The organism is Paraburkholderia agricolaris (assembly GCF_009455635.1).
GTDB lineage: Bacteria > Pseudomonadota > Gammaproteobacteria > Burkholderiales > Burkholderiaceae > Paraburkholderia > Paraburkholderia agricolaris.
On the sequence record NZ_QPER01000002.1, the window covers coordinates 2,371,360 to 2,391,818 of the forward strand.

Below are 20,459 nucleotides of genomic sequence, written 5' to 3' on the forward strand. Positions count from 1 at the left end.
TTGCTGCGTGCCCGGCAGGCCGGAAACGGGGCTTCCCCTGCCGTTTCCGGCCGTTTTTTCAACCGTGACCGCCGCCCTGTGCCATGAAAGCCATCAATCGCATCATCGAACGCGCCCGCACTTCGCCGAGACGCATCGTGCTCTGCGAGGCGGAAGATCCCCGCATGCTGGAGGCCGCGCAACGCGCGAGCCGTGAAGGCATCGCCCACATCGTGCTGGTAGGTCCAGGCGAGCGCATCCGCGCGGCGGCGGCCGGCCACAACATCGACTTGAGCGGCATGGAACTGGTGGATCCCGCAACCTCGCCGCTCGCCCCCTCGTTGACTGAAGCGCTCTTCGCACTGCGCAGCAAAAAAGGCATGACGCTCGAGGAAGCGCAACAGGAAATCCTCAAGCCGCTCTGCTTCGCGAACCTGATGGTGCGGCTCGACCACGCGGACGGCTCGGTGGCCGGCGCTGTCCACACCACCGCCGACGTGGTCCGCACGGCGATCCAGATCATTGGTATTCACCCCTCGTTCAAACTGGTCTCGAGCTTCTTTCTGATGATGTTGTGCGAGCCTTTCCACACGCTCAAAGGCGGCCTGATCTTCTCCGACTGCGGGCTGGTAGTGGACCCGGACGCCGGCGAACTCGCGCAGATTGCCATGGCTGCGGCTGACAGCGCGCAAAGCCTGCTGATGGAGGAACCGCGCGTGGCCATGCTGTCGTTCTCGACCAGCGGGAGCGCCCGGCACGCGGCCGTCGACAAGGTCGTGGAAGCGACCCGCCAGGTGAGAGCCGCGCGCCCGCATCTGGCGATCGACGGCGACGTGCAACTGGACGCGGCCCTCGTCTCCGAGATCGCGATGCGCAAGATCGAACATTCGCAGGTGCAGGGACACGCCAACGTACTGATTTTCCCCAGCCTCGAAGCCGGCAATATCGGCTACAAGCTGGCCGAGCGGATCGGCGATGCGAAAGCGATCGGCCCCTTGCTGCAAGGCCTGAAAAAGCCTGCCAACGATCTTTCGCGCGGCTGTAGCGCCGACGACATCTACTACGTGATCGCGGTCACTGCGGTGCAGGCGCAAAGCGCGGCTGCACCGCTCGCCGCACGCGCCACACCGCTCGCGTCGTGACCCGGCCGCGCTCATCCGGCCGCGGGCGTGACTAGCGCCTGCCGCCCTGCCCGCGTGCGCCAATCCAGCTCACGATCTGCGCAAACAGTTTCATGTCGGGCGGCACCGAGAGATCGACTGCCAGACAGCGGCGGTAATACGGGCTGAGATCGAGCCCGACGCCCAGACCCAGCACCTCCACATCGCGCGAAGCTTCATGGCGCGCCACAACGGTCTTGAGATGGTTGTCGAGATAGAACGCGTCGTTGGCCTGGCCCGTCGCACTGTCCATCGGGCTGCCATCTGAAATCACGATCAGAATCCGCCGTGCCTCGGGACGGGCGAGAAGACGCGCGCAGGCCCAGTCGACCGCTTCGCCATCCACGCCCTCACGAAACAGGTCCGCCTTGAAGAGCGCGGCAATGTCCGCGCGGGCGCGCCGCCAGTTCCGGTCGGCGTCCTTGAATACCAGATGCGACAGCTCATTGAGCCGGCCCGGGTGATGCGGGCGGCCCTGCGCAAGCCAGTCGAGCCGGGGGCGGCCGCCGTTCCACGCGCCGGTGGTGAAGCCCAGCACCTCGGTCGTGACGCCCGCCTGGTCGAGCGCGCGCGTGAGGATATCCACCATGGTCGCCACCGGCTCGATATGCGCCTTCATCGAGCCCGAGCAGTCGATCAGAAAACCGATCACGCAGTCCGCCATGAGCGTATTCCGTTCGAGCCGGAACAGGCGCCGTTCAGCCGGAGAACTAACCAGTTGTGCGAGGCGCCGCCCGTCGATACGGCCATGCTCTTCGCCGAACGACCAGCCGTCGCGTTGCGGCAGCGCCAGCGCCGCTTTCAGCGCATGGGCAAGCCGCGCCACGTTGATGCCCTGGGCGGCGACGCGTTCGTCGAGCCGCTCGCGGAACTCGCCGAGCAAGGCCTTGCGCACCAGCGTACCCGCGAATAACTCACGGTCGTAGCGCGTCGTATAGGCGCGATAACCCTGTTCCGACGCCTCGAGCACGCGGCTTTGGCCGGTCAGCGCAACGGCCATGTCCTTGTATTCGTCGTCCTCGACGTCGAACCAGAGCGAGAACGCCGTGCGCGGCGCTTTATCGTCGCTTTCCTGCGGATCATCTTCGGCATCGTCCAGTGTGCCGGCGCGAGCGGCACGAATCATCCCGGCCACCAGCCGCGCCAGTTCAAGCGCATGAACCGCGAACGCGTCCTGCTCGGCCCGATGCCGGCGCAAGCCCGCCAGTGACACGCCCAGCACCGGCACGATCGCCGCGCGCGTGGCTTCGATCAGGTCCTCGGTGTCTTCGAGCACAGGCCAGCCCGTCAGGCGCGACCAGGCAATCTGCGCGACCGTGTACAGGAGAATGCCGAGATGATCCTCGGCGAGTCCGGAGCGATAGAACGCCCGCGACCAGGCCTCGAAACGATCGCGCAGGTTCTGCACGAGGCCCGGCATGCCAGGTGGCGTCCGGGTCTCGCAGCGCAACTGCTCGAGCAATTCGAATAGCAGCCGTTCGACGGAGTCGGCCGGGCATAGCCGGTTGTGCAGCGCCGCGTCGGAGTGCATGAGCCGCAAGGCCGCGCCATCGGCAGCGCCGCGCAAAGACGCGAAATCGTCCTGCTGCGGGTCGGTGCGCAGATGGGGTGCGTGCAAGGGCAAAGGTCGCAGATCACGGCATAGGCGCCCTTCGCGGTAGTGCAATGCGGCGTCGCCGGTGAGCGCGCGCACGGCCGCCGCGCACAGCGCCTCGCGCTGCTCCGCGCGGAGGATCGCTTGCCGCTGGGTCTGCTGCGGGTCCTGCTGCTGATCCTGCTGCGGGTGCCTGTCCAGCGCCATCAGCGGCTACCCGCCGGGTGGCCTTCAACCTTAACGTCGGCCTCGAGTTCGGTACCGAAGCACCTCTGAAAATACTCGGCGACGATCGAACGCTCGGCTTCGTCGCACTTGTTCAGGAAGGTCAGACGAAACGCCATCGCCGGATCGCGGAAAATCTGGCAGTTCTCCGCCCAGTTGATCACCGTGCGCGGCGACATCAGCGTCGACAGGTCGCCGGCGGCGAAACCCTTGCGGGTCAGTTCCGCCACGCTCACCATCGATTCGATCAGCGCGCGCCCCGCAGCATCGCCGAGTTCCGGGACACGCGCGAGCACGATGCCCGCCTCTTCCGCGCGCGGCAGATAGTTGAGCGTGGCCACCACGTTCCAGCGGTCCATCTGCGCATGATTGAGCACCTGTGTGCCGTGATACAGGCCGTTCAGATTGCCCAAGCCCACCGTGTTGGTGGTGGCGAACATGCGGAAATACGGATGTGGATGAATCACGCGATTCTGGTCGAGCAGCGTGAACTTGCCGTCGCGCTCGAGAATGCGCTGGATCACGAACATCACGTCCGGGCGCCCCGCATCGTATTCGTCGAAGATCAGGGCGACCGGGCGCTGCAAGGCCCATGGCACGATCCCTTCCTGAAACTCCGTGACCTGCAGATCGTCGCGCACCACGATCGCGTCTTTACCGACCAGGTCGAGACGGCTGATATGACCGTCGAGATTGACGCGCACGCAGGGCCAATTGAGGCGGGCCGCCACCTGTTCGATATGCGTCGACTTCCCGGTACCGTGCAAGCCTTGCACCATCACCCGGCGATCCCGGCTAAAGCCGGCCAGAATGGCCAGTGTCACTTCCGGATTGAAACGGTAGACCTCGTCGATCTCCGGCACGTGGTCGTCACGCTCGCTGAAAGCGGGCACCATCAGGCTGGAATCAATGCCGAACACAGTCCGCACCGAGACCATTCTGTCGGGTTTGCCAGTCACGATATCAGTCACTTCATGCTCCTCCCTGCTGCGGGATGTAGATGGGGCGCCGCCGAATTACGATAATTTTCGGTACGTTTTGTTCCGTTTTATTATACGCAGAATCTCACGTTTCAGGTGGCGCTTCCGTCCACATTCACCCCGCAGGCCTCGCTGTCAACGCACGGTCGCCATCTCGTCGAAGGGTTTCGCGCGCCGTTCCATCGCCCACGCGGCCCATGCCGACAGCAGCGCCGACAGAATCACATAGCCGCACACATACCAGGGCTTGCCGCCATCCAGCCGCAGCAGCGCCGTCGCGATGATCGGCGTGAGGCCGCTCGCGAAAATGCCCGAGAACTGGTACACGAACGAGATGCCGGTATAGCGCACCTCCGGATCGAACAGCTCGGCAAAGAGCGCGGCTTCCGGGCCGTAGACCATCGCGTAGAAGATGCCGAACGGGATCACCACGCCGAGCCAGACAGCCAGCGTATTGCCGGCCTGCGTCTCCATCAGCCAGAACGCCGGCAGCACCGAAACGCCGCAAATCAGCGAACCCCAGCGATACACGCGCGCGCGGCCCATCAGGTCCGACATCCGGCCGAAAAACGGGATGAAGAAGCACATCACCATCGCCGCGATCATCACGCCGGTGAGCGCTTCCGTGCGGCTCATCGAAAGACGTTGCGTGAGGTAGCCGATCATGAATACCGCGAAGATGTTGAAGAACACCCCGTCGATCCAGCGCGCGCCCATGCCGAGCAGCACCGAACTGCGATAACGCGTGAGCATGTCGACGAAGGGGATTTTCACGTCGCGGCGATTGCGCTTGAGCGCGAGAAACTCGGGCGTCTCCATCACCTTGAGGCGAATGTAGAGGCCGAGCACCACCAGCAGCAGCGAAGCGCCAAACGCGACCCGCCAGCCCCACGCGAGAAACGCCGCCTCCGGCAGCAGGCGGGAGATACCCGCGACGATGCCCGACGCGAGGCACAAGCCAATCGACAAGCCGATCTGCGGCAAGCTTGCGTACAGACCGCGCCGGTTCGGCGGCGCATATTCATAGGCCATCAGCACCGCGCCGCCCCATTCGCCGCCGAGCCCGATGCCCTGCAACACCCGCAAGGCGAGCAGCAGAATCGGCGCCCAGATGCCGATCTGGGCGAAGGTCGGCACGAAGGCGACACCCGCCGTCGAAATTCCCATGATGATGAGTGTGCAGATCAACGCGGACTTGCGTCCGACCTTGTCGCCGAAGTGGCCGAAGATCACGCCGCCGAGCGGCCTCGTGACGAAACCGACGGCGAACGTGGCGTAGGCCAGCATCGTCGAGACGAGCGGATCGTGCGCGGGAAAATAGAGCTTGTTGAAGACGATGCCCGCCACGACACCGTACAGAAAAAAGTCATACCATTCGACCGTCGCTCCAATCACGCTCGCGAATGCAACGCGGCGGATAACCCGCTTATCGATTGCCATAGCGCCTCCTCCAATGAATGGCCGCGCGCCGTCCCGGCAACGCAGCACTTCTGGGCCCCTGTCTGTCTCCTCCTGGGGCGCGAATTTCACCGCCTGCCCGCTGCTGTTATCGGCTTCGGATGCAGCGAGTCAGGTAGTGATCTTTTTACTGCCTGCAGCTACTTCGGTTCGGTGCTTTTGCGTCCGCTCCTGCCTTAATACTGTGCTGCCATGCTTGGCGATTGCACCTGTGCGGCCGGCCTGTCGCCCGCTCGCGCATCCTCGAGGATCATGCTGGACGCCTTTTCGGCGACCATCACGATCGGCACATTGGTATTGCCGGAAACCAGCGTCGGCATGATCGAACAATCGACCACCCGCAACCCCTGCGTGCCGTATACACGCAATCGTTCGTCGACCACGGCGCCCGGATCGCTTGCGACACCCATCTTCGCGGTACCGGACGGATGAAAAATCGTCTGGCCGTATTCGCGGCAAAAGTGCAGCAGTTCGTCGTCGCTTTGCGCTTCCCGGCCCGGCCGGACTTCGCGCTTCATCAGTGATGCCATAGGCTCCGTGGCAGCGACGCTGCGCGCAAAACGCACACCTGCAACCGTGGTGCGGCGATCGAGATCGGTCGCCAGATAATTGGGCTGGATCGACGGAGCGTCGCGCATATCGCCCGTGCGAATCCGCACGTTCCCGCGCGACTCTGGACGCAACTGGCAGATCGAATAGGTGCAGCCAGGAAACGCGTGGACATCGCCGCCCGCGGTATCGGCCGACAGCGTGGAGAAGTGAAACTGGATGTCCGGCGTTTTCGCCACATCCGGCAACGCGCGGCAGAACATGCCGCCCTGATTGATGCCGACGGCCAACGGCCCGTCGCGAAACAGCGCCCATTGCAGGCCCATCTTGGCGCGCCCCGTCCAGGAGTGCAGCAGGTCGTTGGTCGTGATCGGCCGCGCCACCTCATAGGTCAGACGTATCTGCAGATGATCCTGCAGATTCTCGCCGACGCCGGCCCGATCGGCGACCACCGGAATACCCAGTTCATTGAGCAATTTCGCCGGCCCGACGCCCGACACCTGCAGCAATTGCGGCGACTGCAACGCGCCTGCCGTCAACACCACCTCGCGATGCGCGCGCACTTCGTGAAGCTTGCCATGCTGCTCATAGCGAATACCTGTCGCGCGCGTCCCGTCGAAGAGAATTTTCGAAGCGAGTGCGTCGGTCTCGATCTGCAGATTTGGGCGCTTGCGCGCGGGTTTCAGGTAAGCGACCGCTGTCGAACACCGCCAGCCACGCCGCGTGGTCAACTGGTAATAGCCGACCCCTTCCTGATCGCCCTGATTGAAGTCGTCGACCGTCTGGACACCCAGGCGATTCGACGCGGCGATAAATGCATCCACCAGTTCGTGCCGCTGTTTGATCGTGGAGGCCCACAACGGGCCATCCACGCCACGTGTCGGCGACTCGCCGAGTTCGTTATGCTCAAGCCGCCGGAAGTAAGGCAAGCAGTCCTTCCAGCTCCAGCCACGATTACCGAGCGCGGCCCACTGGTCGTAATCCTCTTTCTGACCGCGAATGTAGATCAGGCCGTTGATGGAACTGCAGCCGCCCAACGTGCGCCCGCGCGGCCAGTAGAGCTTGCGGTCGTTCATGTTCGGATCCGGGTCGGTGTAAAAGCCCCAGTTGTAGACCGGGTGAAACATGGTTTTGCCGTAACCGATCGGGATATGAATCCACAGAAAACGGTCGGGCGGACCGGCTTCGAGCAGGCATACCGAGTAACGGCCATTCTCGGAAAGGCGGTTAGCGAGGACACAGCCCGCCGATCCAGCGCCGACAACCACGTAGTCGAAACTCCGTACCATTGATAACGTCTCCGTGCCGATATCTTTTCTTTTAAAACTGGATCATTTCGTCCCAATTTATTGGATGAGAGTTTCGACTTCAAGCAAATCCGGTTACGATTGAATAAACCGGTACGAAAACCGACTTTTTCGTTTCACTATTCAATCTGTCCGAACGCGTTCATCCGGGTTGTCACTGATCCGTTCGGGCTGCATTCCCCTTGATCCGCCTCGGGAAGGACAATGAGAGACACCACGCATCTCCCCTCACCTGCCCACGAGCCCGCCGACGACACCCGCGTGCTGCGCGCGCTCAGCGTGCTGGAACAACTTGCATCGGCGGGACAACCGTCGTCGCTCTCCCAGTTGTCCTCACGTCTGCAGATTCCGAAGGCAACGCTGATGCGCCTGATCGAGTCGCTCGAAGCGCGCGGCTACGTCACACATATGCCGGACTCGCGCGGCGCCGATCGCGCCATTGCACTCGGGCCACGCGCCGCGCAACTCGCCCTGACCACGCTCGCGAACAGTACGTTCACGCGGGCATGCCGCTCGTTGCTGCGCACGCTCGTGGAGTCGCTTGGCGAGACCTGCAATCTCACCGTGCTCGACGGCGATACCGTGCTGTACGTCGAGCGCGTCGAGACGAGCGAACCCTTGCGTCTGCATCTGCAACCCGGCACGCGCGTGCCGCTGCATTGCACCGCCAGCGGCAAGCTGTTTCTTTCGCAGATGGCAGCGCCCGAGCGTGGCCTCGTCATCCGGCGCTTGCCGCTCAAGTCGATGACATATCGCACCCTGACCGACATCGATCTGCTGGAGGCCGAACTCGACCGTCTTGCCATGCGCGGCATCGGCGTCGACAACGAGGAATTCGTACGCGGAATGGTGGCGGTCGCGGTGCCGGTGCGCCACGTCGACGATGGCCATGTGCTCGCGGCACTGGCCGTTCATGCCCCCACGGCGCGGGCCAGTCTGGAAGATCTGCTGAAAGCGGTGCCGCGGCTCAAGGAGATTGCGTTGCGCATCGGACCGCTGCTTCAGCCTGCAACGGCGGCGGCAGTGGCCGCGTCGAAGTAACGGGGAGACGCCGCCCCCGGCTGAGCCACCCACGCATCGCTGCAGCTTGCCTTGCAGCGGCGACCTCAAGCGGACCGCCGCTGCATGTCGTCAAACCACGTGCAAAAGACAATGCATCAATGCGTACGAGGCCGATAGTCGACGAATTCCGGCTCAGTGGAAACAGCGCCCCTTTTCCGGGCCCGCCACACATACGCGACGAGCAGCACACCGAGACTCACCACACCGAGCCACAGCGGCGTGCGCTGGTCCGGTATGAACGCCATCGCCACCAGAATGCCGAGCATGCCGACGATCGCGAAACAGGTCAGATACGGATAGCACCACATCCGCACGCGCAGCATCTGCGGCGCCTCGCGCTCGAGCCGGGCGCGCAGCTTCAGTTGCGACACGGCAATCAGCACGTAGACGAAAATGGCCACCGTGCCGTATGAATTGACAAGGAATGCGAACACCGTGTCAGGCGATACATACGACATGACGACCGACACATAGCCGAACAAGGTGCCGACCAGGATCGCGCGAACCGGAACGCCGCGGCGATTGACCCGGGCCAGCGCAGCCGGCGCGTCGCCGTGGCGGGTCAGCGCAAACATCATTCGCGAGGCTGCGTACAGGCCGGAATTGAGTGCGGACAACACCGCGGTCAGCACGATTGCATTCATCACGTTAGCGGCGGCGGGAATACCCATGGCATTGAGCGCGCTCACATACGGTGTAGCCATAGCCGGTGAATTCCAGGGCACCAGCGCCACCACCAGCAGGATCGAGCCGACATAGAAAATCAGCACGCGGGTAATCACCGAATTGGTGGCCTTGGCGACCGCCTTGACCGGCTCATGCGCTTCAGCCGCGGCAATCGTGACGATCTCGGCGCCGAAGTAAAAACCCGTTGCCGCAACAGCGCCGCTCAACACCGGTCCAATGCCCTTCGGCATCAGGCCGCCGTGCGAAAGCAGTGTCGGCATCACGGCCGTGGTGTGCATCGATGCGGGCCACAGACCCAGCACATAGAGCGCGCCAAGAAACAGGAACACGACGATCGCGGCCACCTTGATGGACGCGAACCAGAATTCGAACTCCCCGTAGCTGCCCACCGAGATCAGATTGGTCGCGGTCAGCACAACCAGCAACACGAGACTGATCGCCCACGCCGGCGTATCCGGCAGCCAGAATTGCACCAGTTTCGCGCCGGCCACCGCCTCGACGGCCACGACGATGACCCAGAAATACCAGTACATCCAGCCGGTCAGAAAGCCGGCCAGTTTGCCCGGCCCGCGCTTGCCGGCAAAGGCCATGCGCGCATATTCGTAGAACGAGCCCACCGCCGGCATCGCACAGGCCATTTCGCCGAGCATACGCATGACGAGCACGATCAGGCCACCGGTAATCAGAAACGACAGCACCGCCGCCGGGCCGGCCTGCTGGACCACGACACCGCTACCGACAAACAGACCCGCGCCAATTACGCCGCCCAGCGCGATCATGGTCATATGCCGCTCTTTGAGGCCGGTCTTCAGTTCACTTCGATTCGATACTTGCATGTCACCTCCACATCCTGTTGATGTCGGCGCCGGTTGCGCGAGACTGCGTGCGCAGTCCCGGAACCTGGGCGCCGTCAATTCGGATCGAGCGAGGACGCTTGCGCGCCTCGCTGCATCGTGTTTTTTCTTATGGCTTAACGCGCAGACCTGTCTGGCCGCGCAGCGCCGCCGTGCGCGTGAGGCGCGACGGCGGGCGAATGACGTGCCGCAAGCGCGCGCGGCACGCAGAACGCGTCAAGGTTTCTCGTCGCGCCGGAAGTACAACTGGTAGAGCATGCGTTGGCCGATGCGGCGGAACGGTGCGAACGGATGACCAGGCAATGGCGAGGTGAAGATCGGCAGTGTCTGCTTCGCTCCTTTACCGGCTATCCGTTCGGCGAGGCGGCGCCCCGCCTGCTGCGAATATGACACACCATTGCCGCCGTAGCCCAGTGCGTAAAACACCGACTGCTTCGGGTCCGGCTGACACACACGCGGCATCATGTCGTGGCTCACATCCACCCAGCCCCACCACGAATAATCGATCTGGATACCGCGCAACGCCGGGAACTTGCGGCCCATTCCTTCGATGAGCAACTCGTAGTGGCGCGGATTCGGCGCATCCGCACCGGTGATCGCGCTACGGCTGCCGATCTGCAACCGGTTGTCCGGCAGGAAGCGATAGTAGAAACGCAAAGTGCGCGTATCGGTCAGCACCTGCGTCGTTCGAAAATTGCAGGCTGCGATTTCCTGCTGCGTGAGCGGACGCGTCACCATCGAATTCGACAGGATCGGCATCACGCGGCTCGTCAGCGAGGGGTGCAGGTTCGGCGCCGTATAGGCGCCGGTCGCGATACCCACCGAGCGGGCCCGCACAATGCCACCCGGCGTGCGCAGATGATGAATGCCGTTAATCGTTTCCCAGCCGATCACCGGGCTCGACGGATGAACCCGCGCGCCCGCTTCGCGCGCCAGCCGCTGATAGCCATACGCCAGTTTCAGTGCATGAATGCCGATACCTTCGGGTTCGTGCAGCGCGCCGGCCGCCTCGGAATCGTTGACGTACTCGCGGCGCAATGTGGCCTGATCGATGAGTTCGGACGGATAGCCGAACACGTCTTTCCAGACTTTGGCTTCGGCGGCGAGTTTGGCCATCATGCGCGGCCGGTGCGCAATCAGAAAGTGGCCGCCGGGTTGCGGATCGCAATCGATTTCGGCCACCAGCGACTTGAAGTTGTCGAAACCTTCCTGGATCTCGTCGTGCATTTTCAGCGCGACGTCTTTACCCCAACGCTCGATCCATTGCGAACGCGACAGACGTCCCGACGCATTCTGCCCCTGTCCGCCATTGCGGCTGCTGCAGCCCCAACTGGTTTTGTTGGCCTCGAGCACCACCGCCTTGATGCCATGCTCGCGCGCCAGACAAAGCGCCGTCGCGAGCCCGGTATACCCCGCGCCGATGATCGCCACGTCCACGTCGATATCTTTCGTGATCGGGCCGTCGTCGGGCGGCGGCGTGCCGGCAGTCGCGGCCCAATAAGTCGGTGCGTACTGCTTGCCGTGCCCCGGCCCCGGCGAGACCAGCGGGTCGTAGCGCGGGTCATACTGTGTCGCGCCGTCCCGTCCTGCGGACAGGCCGTCGCCGACCCGTGTGATGACACTTTGCTCCATGTGAAGCTCCTCGTCGGCGTCAAACGTTCTGCTTCGGACGTTCCTTGCGGAACGCGCGCTTGACCGCAATCAGGCCGTCGCGGAACTCGAACAGATCGCAGCCTTCTGCTTCGATGCGCCAGCCCTCCGCATGCGTGCCCGTGAACACCCACTCGGACACGCCACGCTCACCGATAACGTAATGGCGTCCGTCTCCCCAATGCGCATCCGGGAAGGTCTTGAAGACCGTTTCGAACGCCGCGCGCACCGCCTCGCGACCAACGAAACGCGTGCCGTAAACTTCGCTTCCGCCAGCCGTGTCGAACACACAGTCTTCAGTCATGAAGCCCATCAGCGCATTGGCGTCGTGACGGTTGAATGCATCGGAAAATGCAGCGAGTGTGTCCGCGGTGACCTTCGCTGCGGACGTTTCTGTTGTGGCCATCCATGTCTCCTGCTTGGTGATTTGGGTGAGACTCGTGAGCTTGCCTAAGCGGCGATCTCTTATGGAAAAGTGTAAGTTTGGTGTCGGCTCGACGGTAGGGCCAGTGCGTTGGTTTCGCCTGGTGCAGTGTGGTGCGGTGCGGCGCGTGGGAAAGAAGACGCGAGTTGACAGGCCGCCAAGCGCGTTTCTGGATTCAGGCCGTGGGTATGCTGCGTGTGCTGCGTGTGCGAGCCACGCTGCCGCGCAACGGAAGTCAGTTCAGCGCGCGCGTGCTTTCGAGGCAACGCCTGATTGCGCGCTCGTCTTCGCCGGTGAAACGGCCGATCAGGACGAGTGTCGATTCGGCCGCCGCGTGACCCGCGAATGGGGTGATGAGAATGCGGCCACCTGCTACATGCAGCTCTTGCGGCAAGCTGTCCTGATCCAGCCAGACAATGCCCTTCGCTCGCAACAGCGTGGCGGAGAGGCCGCGCAGCGCGGCCCGGAGTTTCTTCCGGTCCAGAGGAAAGTCCGAACGAAACGAAAAACTGCTGATATCCCGATGCAGGCTCGAAGCGCCAGCCGTCATCACGCCTCGCCCACCTGCTTGATGACGAGGCACCACGCTAGCGTCGAAGATCAACGCCGGCGGTATCTGTCCATCGACCGCCTCGAACAGGATGGAGGTGGTCGCAAGCGCTAGCACGGCCTGCGTTGCCGCGACCTTTTCCTGTTCGGTCACGAGATCAGTCTTGGTGAGTACAAGGGCCGTTGCCCCCTCGATCTGGCGACGCACAATATCGCCGACGTAGGGATCGAGCAAGGTTGCGCCGATGCGCTCAGCATCCACGGCAACGATGATCCCGAACAGCCTGAAGGCCCGGTCGAGCAAGCCGATCTGCGCGATCTTCACCGGATCGGAAACGCCGCTCGCTTCGATGATCAGCAACTCGGGACGCTCGGGCCGCGCGCTGATTTTCACGAGTACGTCGACAAGACGGCCGCCAATCGAACAGCAGATGCAGCCGTTCTCCAGATTGATGACGTCGTCCGTGCGTTCGCGGATCAGCGCGGCATCGATATTGATATCGCCGAAATCGTTGACGAGCACGGCCACCTTGCGCTGCCCCGCCATCGACAGCACGTGGTTCAGCAAGGTCGTCTTGCCCGCCCCCAGATAACCGCCGAGCACCACCAGAGGAATGGGCGGCCGGACGTCCGGCGCAGCAGCGTCGTTCACCACTCCGTTCATTTTTCCGGCGACTGGAATACGCGGCCGCCCAGCACCGTGCCCCACACTTCAACGTCCTTCAGCCGCTCGGCGGCGACTTCGCTCGGGTCTTCCGCCAGCACGGCGAAGTCCGCGAATTTGCCCACTTCGATACTGCCGATCAGATGATCCATCTTGAGCGTATAAGCCGCGCCCAGCGTGATCGCGCGCAACGCGTCCGCCACGGGGATGCACTCGCTCGCGCCCAGCACACGGCCGCTGGCGGTCTTGCGCTGCACCGCGCACCACGCGGTAAATAACGGACTCAACTGCGTGATCGGCGCGTCCGAGTGAAACGCAAAGGGAATGCCCAGCCGCCGCGCCGAGCCCGCCGCGTTCATGCGGTTCGCCCGGTCGGGACCCATGGTCTGCGCGTAGTGGGCGTCGCCCCAGTAGTAGATATGGTTGGAGAAAAAATTGATGCACATGCCGAGTTTCGCCGCGCGCGCCAACTGGCTCGCGTCGGCCATCTGGCAGTGTTGCAGCGTGTGGCGGTGGTCGCTGCGCGGGCACGCGTCGAGCATCTTCTCGACAGCGTTCAGCACGACCTCGGTAGCTTCATCGCCGTTGGTATGAATATGGAGTTGCAGCCCCGCGCGGTGAAACGGCGTGAACACCTCCTCCAGCTGACTCGGCGGAATTAGCCACAAGCCATTGGGCTGCCCGCCGACATAGCCGGGCCACTTCAGCCGCGCGGTAAAGCCCTGAATCGATCCGTCGACGATGAATTTGACCGGGCCGAAGCTCAGTTTTTCCGTGCTGTCACGCATCGCCGACAGTACTTTTTCAGCGCCACCTTCGGGGCTGCGCTGCGGCGCGAACGCGGGCACGATCCTGATCGGATACTGCGGATCGGCCGTGACTTCGCGCAGGTTGCGATTGCCCAGCGCCGACAGATCGTTGACCAGATCCGTTGCGGTGGTCACACCGGCGAGTTGGGCGACCTTACCGAAGTTCCAGATCGCCGCTTTCTTTTCGCTGGCCGCAATGGAAAGCTGACTGCCGATCACCTCGTACACGGGGAACATGGCGGCGAATTCCTGCAGCTCGCCGGTCGGCTGTCCGTCTTCGTCCTTGTCGATGCCGTCGATATCGGTGTTTTCGTCGATCCCCGCGAGCGCCAGCATGGCGGAGTTGACGTTCATCAGGTGCACACTCGCGTGCAGCACGACAATGGGCCGGGTAGTCGAAACGGTATCGAGTTCCTTGACCGACAGGCGGCTCGTGCCGAAGAAAATCGGATCGAAGCCCCATGCGAGCAATGGCGCCGCCGCGTCCGTCATACCGCGTTGAGCATCCGCGAGCCGCGCGATCACCGCGTCCAGCGTTCTCAGACCGGGCCACAACGTGCCGTCGGGACCGCGCCGGTCGTAGTAGCCGAGATACACGGCGTCCCACATGGCGCCTTCCATCAGATGACAATGCCCTTCGACAAGACCCGGCATCAGCACCTTGTCCTGAAACGTGTCGACGATCTCAACCTCGCCCCAGCGGCTAACGTCCTCCAGATTGCCGACCGAAAGAATTTTGCCGTCTCGCACCGCAACGTGCGTGGCATGCGGCTGGACCGGATTCATGGTCAGAATCTTTCTGGCGACGAATACAGTAACGGGACCTCGTTCAATCGAATTCATAAATAGATGGTCTCAGATTCAGAAAGCGGGCCGAATGCTCAGGATAGCGCGTGAACCGGTTTGCGCTTCCAGCCATGGTTCAACATGGCGGTCACCGCGACGTTGATCACGAGACACAGCAAGCCCAGGTTGAATCCGCCGAGATCGGCATGAAGCATGTACAGGATGATCGCGAGTATCTGGCCAGTCAGGATACCGGTTGCAATCGCGGCCGGTTTGACGCGAAGCGAAAACAGAATGATCATCACGCCCGGGAAAAACTGGGTCACGCCGTAGTACGCGGTATTGATCAGCGTGAGCATCAGATTCGGCGTCAACAGGGTCATCACGATCGAGACCAGCAGGTAGATCACGATCACCGTTTTCGCGGTGGCTTTCTGCCGGTTCTCGGGCATCTTCGGCAACAGATTGCGTGTCACGATCGGACCGATGGCAAGACAGATCCCGGTTAGCACCAGCAGGCCGGATAGCGAGGCGCCGGCCGCGACCAGACCCAGCAGCCAGCCCGGCAGCAATCGGATCGCCGCAGCAAAGAACGCCTCATTCGGCGAACCCAGATGCAGGTTCTGACTGATCGCATAGTACGAAGCAATCACCAGAAACGGATACATCAGCATGTACAGCGGCATGGCCACCTGGGTACGCCGGATCGTGTTCGGACTGGACGCCGTGAAGAAAACCTGCACGGCGAACGGCATCACGTAGAACCCTAGCGACTGGAACAGCATGGTGCTCATCGAGAACGTCAGTTGGCTGGCGTTCATGCTGTTGCTGACGTGCAGGCTCGCGGCGTGAAAAACCTCCGTGACGCCCGATTGCCACGCGACCGCGAGCCCGGTGATCACAATCGCCAACACCATCAGCACGTCTTTCAAGATCGCAATGTAGGCCGACGCCCGCACGCCTGAAATGGCGATGTAGGTAAATGCCAATACCGCGGAGATCAGGATCAGGTAGAGCGGCTGGAAATTCCAGCCGAGACCTTTGAACGCGGCAACCAGTCCCGTGAACTGCAACTCCCCCCACGGCAGCAGGAATAGAATCGCCGATCCGGCAACGATCAACTCCAATGCGCGACTGCCAAAATGGCCTTTGAACAGATCGGGCAGCGTAATGGCGTTATAGCGTTTGCCGGCCTCCCAGATTTTCGGTCCGATGAAATAGCCGACGGGATACGCCAGCAGGATATAGCCAAGAAACCAGACCCCATACGTCGGTCCTTTGGCATAAATACCGCCGGGAAAACCGACCATCGTGCCAATGCTGTAGATCTCGCCCGCGGCGAGGAAAAAGACCAGGTACGCGCCGAACTGACGGGACGCGACAAAGAAGTCATGAACGCTTTGCGCGCCATGCCCTTTTTTGGAGCGTATCGCCAGATACAGCGAGAAGAGAATCAAACCGAGAAAGACAACGGTGGACATCCGGGCTCTCCTGCTGCTTCAGTGAGTTTGCGGATCTGCATCGTCCGCGCGACGATCGAACAGACGCCAGCAAATCTGCAGGCAGATCGACGTCAGAACAAACCACATGAAAATCCACGCATAAATGAACGGCACGCCCAGCACGAATCGGTCGACTGAAGCAACCCAGGGCAGCAGGCCGATCACGCCGATATAGGGGATGCCGATCCCAATCAGGAACTTGAGCATGAAGTCTCCGTCTGCTTTTTTGTGACCAGTGAAATCACCTCTGCTGATCCGCCTTTCATTGACGGACTGGACCGGGCGGCGCTGATCCGCGGCAAGCGGATGCGGCACGACGGCCATTGCAGACGATTACAATGATTTCAGTATCGGTGGCCGAAAATGCACCTGGCTAGTACCAGCGATAATAAATCGCCTGGTCCACATGGGAGTAGACCGTGAGCGGACATTGCACCCGCTCGTACCTCGATGGCAAGGTCGTTTTTACGTGTTTTTTTACGCGCCGTTACGTAAGCAGCGCGACCAGTCCGGAACACAGCAGCAAAGCGCTCACGAAATGGTCGACCCGGCGCACCGGCACGCGCCGCCGCAGACGCTCCCCCACGGAGACGCCAAGCACGAACACGGGCACGAGCAGCACCATCGAGCTGAGCTGGGGCGCGTGAACCTGATGTTCGGCCACAAAAAGGGCCACCACACCCACATAGAGCACCGCAAAATAAGCGAGAAGATTGGCACGCAGCGCGGCACCCTGGCCAATGCCGTTGAGATAGTAGACGGCCGGCGGACCGCCAATGCCGCCCAGCGCGGTCAGCGCGCCGCTCATTGCGCCGGCAGTGAAGGTCGGCCGCCAGCCGCTATCGTGAAGCCAGCGCCAGCCGCGGATGTGCATCACCGTGGAGGCAAGAACGGCGAGCGCGACGAGCCGGCGCAGTTCCACCGCGTTCTCGCTCGCCATCCATAGGGTCGTGACTGCCGTGCACGCCATCGCAACCAGCGCGAGAGGAATCACCGTGCGCCAGCGCACCGCGTTCGCCCAACTGCGCACGCCTTGCAGCGAGGTCGCGAAATGGATCAGGACGATCAGCACACCGGCTTCGGGTGCGGGAATCAGGAGCCCGAACAGTGGCGCCATGACAAGCGCGCCGCCGAATCCGGTCAGGCCTTTTGCCATACCCGCCACCACGGTCACCAGGGCCAGACATCCCAGAATGGAAGGAGTATCGGCAACATTCATAAGTCGTTCGTTCGCAATAGACGGAGAATCGAAGGTCAAATCGATTGCTACGTTTTGCGCACGACGACAGCTTCAGGAAAGGGCCGGTATCTTCGCAATATTCCGAACACCCGCGTAGTGCCAGCGGCGTCCTTTCGATGGTGCCAGCCGGAACTGGCACGCCAAACACCCTGTTATCGACGCGCGAGACCCGTTTGTGGCCGCGCCGCTGGTCAAAATAGGCTCAGCAGGCGTCGCTGCCTACATAACGCGTCGCCACGGCCAACGCGATACTCCAGACCAGCGCGGCCAGCAGCGACAAGCCGATCGCCAGATAGACCGCCACGCGAATCCCGGTATCGAGCGGCTGGACCGCGCTCATCAAGGCGCCGAAGATTGCCACGCCAAAGGCGGAGCCGGTCTGCCGGCTCGCGTTGAGCACGCCCGCCGCGACCCCGGCGCGCGCCTTGTCCACGGTCGTCATCAATGCGGCGGTCGCCGCCGGCGTAATCACACCGGCCCCGAAACCGACCGCCGGGAAGCACAGCGCGATACGCCAATACGGCGCGTTGTCCGCGAGCGCGAGGAGTCCGGCGAAACCCAGCGCGTACAGCAGGAAGCCACCGCAAACGAGTCGTTGCGCGCCATACGCCCTGTTCAATGCGCCCGATGCAAAGCTGCCGATCGCCACCATGGCCGTCAGCGGCAAAAATGCCAGGCCGGTCTGCAACGGCGACCATCCACGAGCGGACTGGAAGTAGAGGCTCAGCAGAAAGAACAACCCGTAAAACACCAGGCCGGAAACCGACGAAGCAAACGCCGACGCAGAAAACACCGGACTACGAAAGAAGTGTAAAGACAGCATTGGCTGTTTGCGCTTGGTCTCGACCAGCACGAACGCAATCCAGGCGACGAGCGCAATCACGGCACCCACGCGAATCATGCCCACCTGCCAGCCGAGCTTCGCGCCCTCGATCAACACGGCGACCGACGCGCCGAGCGCCACGATAGCGAGCAACTGACCGGCAATGTCCAATGGCCTGTCCGTAGCGTCCGGCCGCACCGAGTCGACGCGCGTGGTCAGCCAGGCACCAATCAGCGCGATCGGCACATTCACCAGAAAAATGCTCCGCCAGCCCAGCAGATGAATCAGCAGACCACCGGCGAGCGGCCCTGCCGCCATCGCGATGCCGCCGCATCCGGCCCATACGCCGATCGCACTGGCTCGCTGCCGCGCGACCGGAAAAGCACGGTTGATGAGTGTCAGTGAGCACGGCACCAATAAGGCCGCGCCGACGCCCTGCCCGATCCGGGCAGCAACCAGAACCGGCAAATTCGGCGCCAATCCGCATAATGCCGACGCGCAGGCGAAAATCACCAGACCGGCCAGATAAACGGTCTTTGCGCCGATCCGGTCGCCTAGCGCGCCACCGCTCAGCAGCAGGCTGGCGAATGTCAGCGTATAGGCGTTGACCACCCATTGCAGACCGCTGATATCCGAGTGCAAACTCATCGCCACCGGCTCCAGCGCAACATTTACGATTGATGTATCGAGTAGGACAATGACGTAGCTGAGGCACGTCGCGATCACTACCCGTTTCTGGTATTCACGTTCATTGTTCAAGAGTTCCAGCCCCTGGTGATCGGTTCACCGTTGACTATAAGACGGCTCGCGCTGAGAATGCTTCGGGCTGTATCGAAGTATCGAACCGCATAAACGGGTGGTTCTCACCGGCCAACACGCGTCAAACACGCATCAATCAAGGACGCTGCAAACACATGGGCCAGCACAATATTTCGAGCGTTGCGCATCTGATCGCCGAGCCGGTTCGTTCGGTGATACTGATCACCCTCCTCGACGGCAGCGCCATGTCGGCCGGCGCGCTTGCGCGAGCGGCGGGCGTCACCGCGCAGACCGCCAGTTCGCATCTCGCCAAGCTGCTCGATGGCGGTTTGCTGAGTGTCGAAAGCAAAGGCCGGCATCGCTATTACCGGCTCGCCGGCGCGCACGTTTCCCATGTGCTCGAAAGCCTCGCGACGATCGGACCGGTTACCCCCGCCTGGCGCCATACACCCAATCGTCCCGCTCAGGCGCTGCGTTTCGCGCGCTGCTGCTACGACCACCTGGCGGGACAGATCAGCATCGCGGTGACGCAAAGCATGCTCACGCGGGGTTTCATCGTCGAGGCGGGTGAGCGTCAATACGCTGTCACCGCGCCAGGCTGCGAATGGCTGCAGCAACTCGGCATCGATATGAACGACCCGGCATTCAGCCAGGCATCGGAGCATGCGCGCCAATGTCTTGACTGGACCGAGCGGCAGTATCACGTCGCGGGGCCATTGGGCGCCCGGCTGATGGCCGCCTTCCTTGCATGGGGCTGGATCAGCAGGTCGTCCGCGGCGCGCTCGGTGAGCGTTACGGCGCTCGGCTGGGAAGGACTCAAGCAGCATTTCGGCATTTCGCGCAACGCTTGCGGGCCTGGCTAGACCTTGACGCCCGACAGATGCGAAGGTAACCTGTGAAGGTAACCTTCGCATCTGCCCGCATGTCCAGCAACGACACTCAGCCCACTCGCGCCCCCTCCGATCCCGACGCCTTGCACGCCACGGCGGAAGACCTGCGCGTACTCATCGGCAAGTTGCGCCGCCGGTTGCGTGAAGAGGCGCACGTGGGCGATTTCACGCCGTCGCAGGTGCAGGTTCTCCTTCTGCTGGAACGCGAAGGTCCTGCAACGGTCACCACGCTCGCGCGTATCCAGGGTATGCGTCCGCAATCCATGGGCGAGCAGCTTTCAGCATTGAAAGCTGCGGGGCTCGTCAGCGGCGCACCCGACCCGAACGACGGGCGGCAAACCGTTCTCTCTTTAACGCCCGCCTTCCGCAAGAAGATAAAAGCCAGTCGCGCGGCACGCGAAGACTGGCTATTCCGTACGATGCAGACCCGCTTCTCCGCCGCCGAACAGAAACAACTCACGATTGGCGTCGAATTGCTCAAACGCCTCATCGACTCGTAACGCACAGG

General features: G+C 62.5%; 17 protein-coding genes. 4 read left to right on the forward strand and 13 right to left on the reverse strand.

Annotated features, from left to right (window positions below; all coding sequences use genetic code 11):
- Positions 1 to 83: 83 nt before the first annotated feature.
- Complete coding sequence (gene pta / locus GH665_RS31935; protein WP_153141123.1) at positions 84 to 1,121, forward strand: phosphate acetyltransferase; 1,038 nt, start codon at positions 84 to 86, stop codon at positions 1,119 to 1,121.
- Between the two features lie 31 nt (positions 1,122 to 1,152).
- On the opposite strand, the gene GH665_RS31940 is transcribed toward pta, so the two are convergent.
- The 4 genes from GH665_RS31940 to GH665_RS31955 all read right to left on the reverse strand — a co-directional run bounded on the left by GH665_RS31940 (position 1,153) and on the right by GH665_RS31955 (position 7,234).
- Positions 1,153 to 2,940: a cobaltochelatase CobT-related protein gene (locus tag GH665_RS31940; RefSeq protein ID WP_153141124.1), complete on the reverse strand. Its 1,788-nt coding sequence runs from the start codon at positions 2,938 to 2,940 to the stop codon at positions 1,153 to 1,155.
- Positions 2,940 to 3,929, reverse strand: coding sequence for an AAA family ATPase (locus tag GH665_RS31945; RefSeq protein WP_028200017.1), 990 nt, complete (start codon positions 3,927 to 3,929; stop codon positions 2,940 to 2,942). Before GH665_RS31945 ends, GH665_RS31940 begins: the two co-directional genes overlap by 1 nt.
- 144 nt (positions 3,930 to 4,073) lie before the next feature.
- Positions 4,074 to 5,378 (reverse strand): MFS transporter, encoded by a 1,305-nt coding sequence (locus GH665_RS31950; protein WP_144194571.1) that lies wholly within the window; start codon positions 5,376 to 5,378, stop codon positions 4,074 to 4,076.
- Between the two features lie 194 nt (positions 5,379 to 5,572).
- A complete protein-coding gene (locus GH665_RS31955; protein ID WP_153141125.1) occupies positions 5,573 to 7,234 on the reverse strand; it encodes a GMC family oxidoreductase in 1,662 nt (553 codons plus the stop codon).
- Between the two features lie 222 nt (positions 7,235 to 7,456).
- On the opposite strand from GH665_RS31955, the gene GH665_RS31960 reads away from it, so the two are divergent.
- Positions 7,457 to 8,293 carry an IclR family transcriptional regulator gene (locus GH665_RS31960; protein ID WP_153141126.1) on the forward strand — a complete coding sequence of 279 codons (837 nt, stop codon included), beginning with the start codon at positions 7,457 to 7,459 and terminating at the stop codon, positions 8,291 to 8,293.
- Positions 8,294 to 8,409: 116 nt separating this feature from the next.
- Here the strand turns inward: GH665_RS31960 and GH665_RS31965 are convergent, their stop codons facing one another.
- The 9 genes from GH665_RS31965 to GH665_RS32005 form a co-directional block, all read right to left on the reverse strand.
- Entirely contained in the window at positions 8,410 to 9,837 is a 1,428-nt protein-coding gene (locus GH665_RS31965; protein WP_153141127.1) for an amino acid permease, read from the reverse strand.
- 234 nt (positions 9,838 to 10,071) lie between these two features.
- Positions 10,072 to 11,487, reverse strand: coding sequence for an NAD(P)/FAD-dependent oxidoreductase (locus GH665_RS31970; protein WP_153141128.1), 1,416 nt, complete (start codon positions 11,485 to 11,487; stop codon positions 10,072 to 10,074).
- A gap of 19 nt (positions 11,488 to 11,506) precedes the next feature.
- The gene (locus tag GH665_RS31975; protein WP_153141129.1) at positions 11,507 to 11,911 is read right to left on the reverse strand and encodes a nuclear transport factor 2 family protein; all 405 of its coding nucleotides are present in this window, start codon (positions 11,909 to 11,911) and stop codon (positions 11,507 to 11,509) included.
- Positions 11,912 to 12,164: 253 nt separating this feature from the next.
- A complete protein-coding gene (locus tag GH665_RS31980) occupies positions 12,165 to 13,130 on the reverse strand; it encodes a CobW family GTP-binding protein (protein WP_246216429.1) in 966 nt (321 codons plus the stop codon).
- 8 nt (positions 13,131 to 13,138) lie between these two features.
- Positions 13,139 to 14,794: an amidohydrolase gene (locus tag GH665_RS31985; RefSeq protein ID WP_153141131.1), complete on the reverse strand. Its 1,656-nt coding sequence runs from the start codon at positions 14,792 to 14,794 to the stop codon at positions 13,139 to 13,141.
- 38 nt (positions 14,795 to 14,832) lie between these two features.
- A complete protein-coding gene (locus GH665_RS31990; protein ID WP_153141132.1) occupies positions 14,833 to 16,218 on the reverse strand; it encodes a sodium:solute symporter family protein in 1,386 nt (461 codons plus the stop codon).
- An 18-nt stretch (positions 16,219 to 16,236) separates the two neighbouring features.
- Positions 16,237 to 16,446, reverse strand: coding sequence for a DUF3311 domain-containing protein (locus GH665_RS31995; RefSeq protein WP_153142396.1), 210 nt, complete (start codon positions 16,444 to 16,446; stop codon positions 16,237 to 16,239).
- 280 nt (positions 16,447 to 16,726) lie between these two features.
- Entirely contained in the window at positions 16,727 to 17,458 is a 732-nt protein-coding gene (locus tag GH665_RS32000; protein WP_153141133.1) for a sulfite exporter TauE/SafE family protein, read from the reverse strand.
- Between the two features lie 223 nt (positions 17,459 to 17,681).
- Positions 17,682 to 19,028, reverse strand: coding sequence for an MFS transporter (locus GH665_RS32005; protein WP_246216528.1), 1,347 nt, complete (start codon positions 19,026 to 19,028; stop codon positions 17,682 to 17,684).
- A 188-nt stretch (positions 19,029 to 19,216) separates the two neighbouring features.
- Between GH665_RS32005 and GH665_RS32010 the strand changes: the two genes are divergently transcribed.
- Positions 19,217 to 19,924, forward strand: coding sequence for an ArsR/SmtB family transcription factor (locus tag GH665_RS32010; RefSeq protein WP_153141135.1), 708 nt, complete (start codon positions 19,217 to 19,219; stop codon positions 19,922 to 19,924).
- Between the two features lie 59 nt (positions 19,925 to 19,983).
- On the forward strand, positions 19,984 to 20,451 hold the full coding sequence (locus tag GH665_RS32015) for a MarR family winged helix-turn-helix transcriptional regulator (protein ID WP_153141136.1): 468 nt from the start codon (positions 19,984 to 19,986) through the stop codon (positions 20,449 to 20,451).
- Positions 20,452 to 20,459: the final 8 nt, after the last annotated feature.

What these genes read in the sequence shown, in the direction of transcription:
- GH665_RS31940 (WP_153141124.1), bottom strand. Translation starts at nt 2,940, where the DNA reads ATGGCGCTGGACAGGCACCCGCAGCAGGATCAGCAGCAGGACCCGCAG.
- GH665_RS31990 (WP_153141132.1), bottom strand. Translation starts at nt 16,218, where the DNA reads ATGTCCACCGTTGTCTTTCTCGGTTTGATTCTCTTCTCGCTGTATCTG.
- GH665_RS31965 (WP_153141127.1), bottom strand. Translation starts at nt 9,837, where the DNA reads ATGCAAGTATCGAATCGAAGTGAACTGAAGACCGGCCTCAAAGAGCGG.
- GH665_RS31975 (WP_153141129.1), bottom strand. Translation starts at nt 11,911, where the DNA reads ATGGCCACAACAGAAACGTCCGCAGCGAAGGTCACCGCGGACACACTC.
- GH665_RS31960 (WP_153141126.1), top strand. Translation starts at nt 7,457, where the DNA reads ATGAGAGACACCACGCATCTCCCCTCACCTGCCCACGAGCCCGCCGAC.
- GH665_RS31970 (WP_153141128.1), bottom strand. Translation starts at nt 11,487, where the DNA reads ATGGAGCAAAGTGTCATCACACGGGTCGGCGACGGCCTGTCCGCAGGA.
- GH665_RS31985 (WP_153141131.1), bottom strand. Translation starts at nt 14,794, where the DNA reads ATGAATTCGATTGAACGAGGTCCCGTTACTGTATTCGTCGCCAGAAAG.
- GH665_RS31955 (WP_153141125.1), bottom strand. Translation starts at nt 7,234, where the DNA reads ATGGTACGGAGTTTCGACTACGTGGTTGTCGGCGCTGGATCGGCGGGC.
- GH665_RS31995 (WP_153142396.1), bottom strand. Translation starts at nt 16,446, where the DNA reads ATGCTCAAGTTCCTGATTGGGATCGGCATCCCCTATATCGGCGTGATC.
- pta (WP_153141123.1), top strand. Translation starts at nt 84, where the DNA reads ATGAAAGCCATCAATCGCATCATCGAACGCGCCCGCACTTCGCCGAGA.
- GH665_RS31950 (WP_144194571.1), bottom strand. Translation starts at nt 5,378, where the DNA reads ATGGCAATCGATAAGCGGGTTATCCGCCGCGTTGCATTCGCGAGCGTG.
- GH665_RS32000 (WP_153141133.1), bottom strand. Translation starts at nt 17,458, where the DNA reads ATGAATGTTGCCGATACTCCTTCCATTCTGGGATGTCTGGCCCTGGTG.
- GH665_RS32015 (WP_153141136.1), top strand. Translation starts at nt 19,984, where the DNA reads ATGTCCAGCAACGACACTCAGCCCACTCGCGCCCCCTCCGATCCCGAC.
- GH665_RS32010 (WP_153141135.1), top strand. Translation starts at nt 19,217, where the DNA reads ATGGGCCAGCACAATATTTCGAGCGTTGCGCATCTGATCGCCGAGCCG.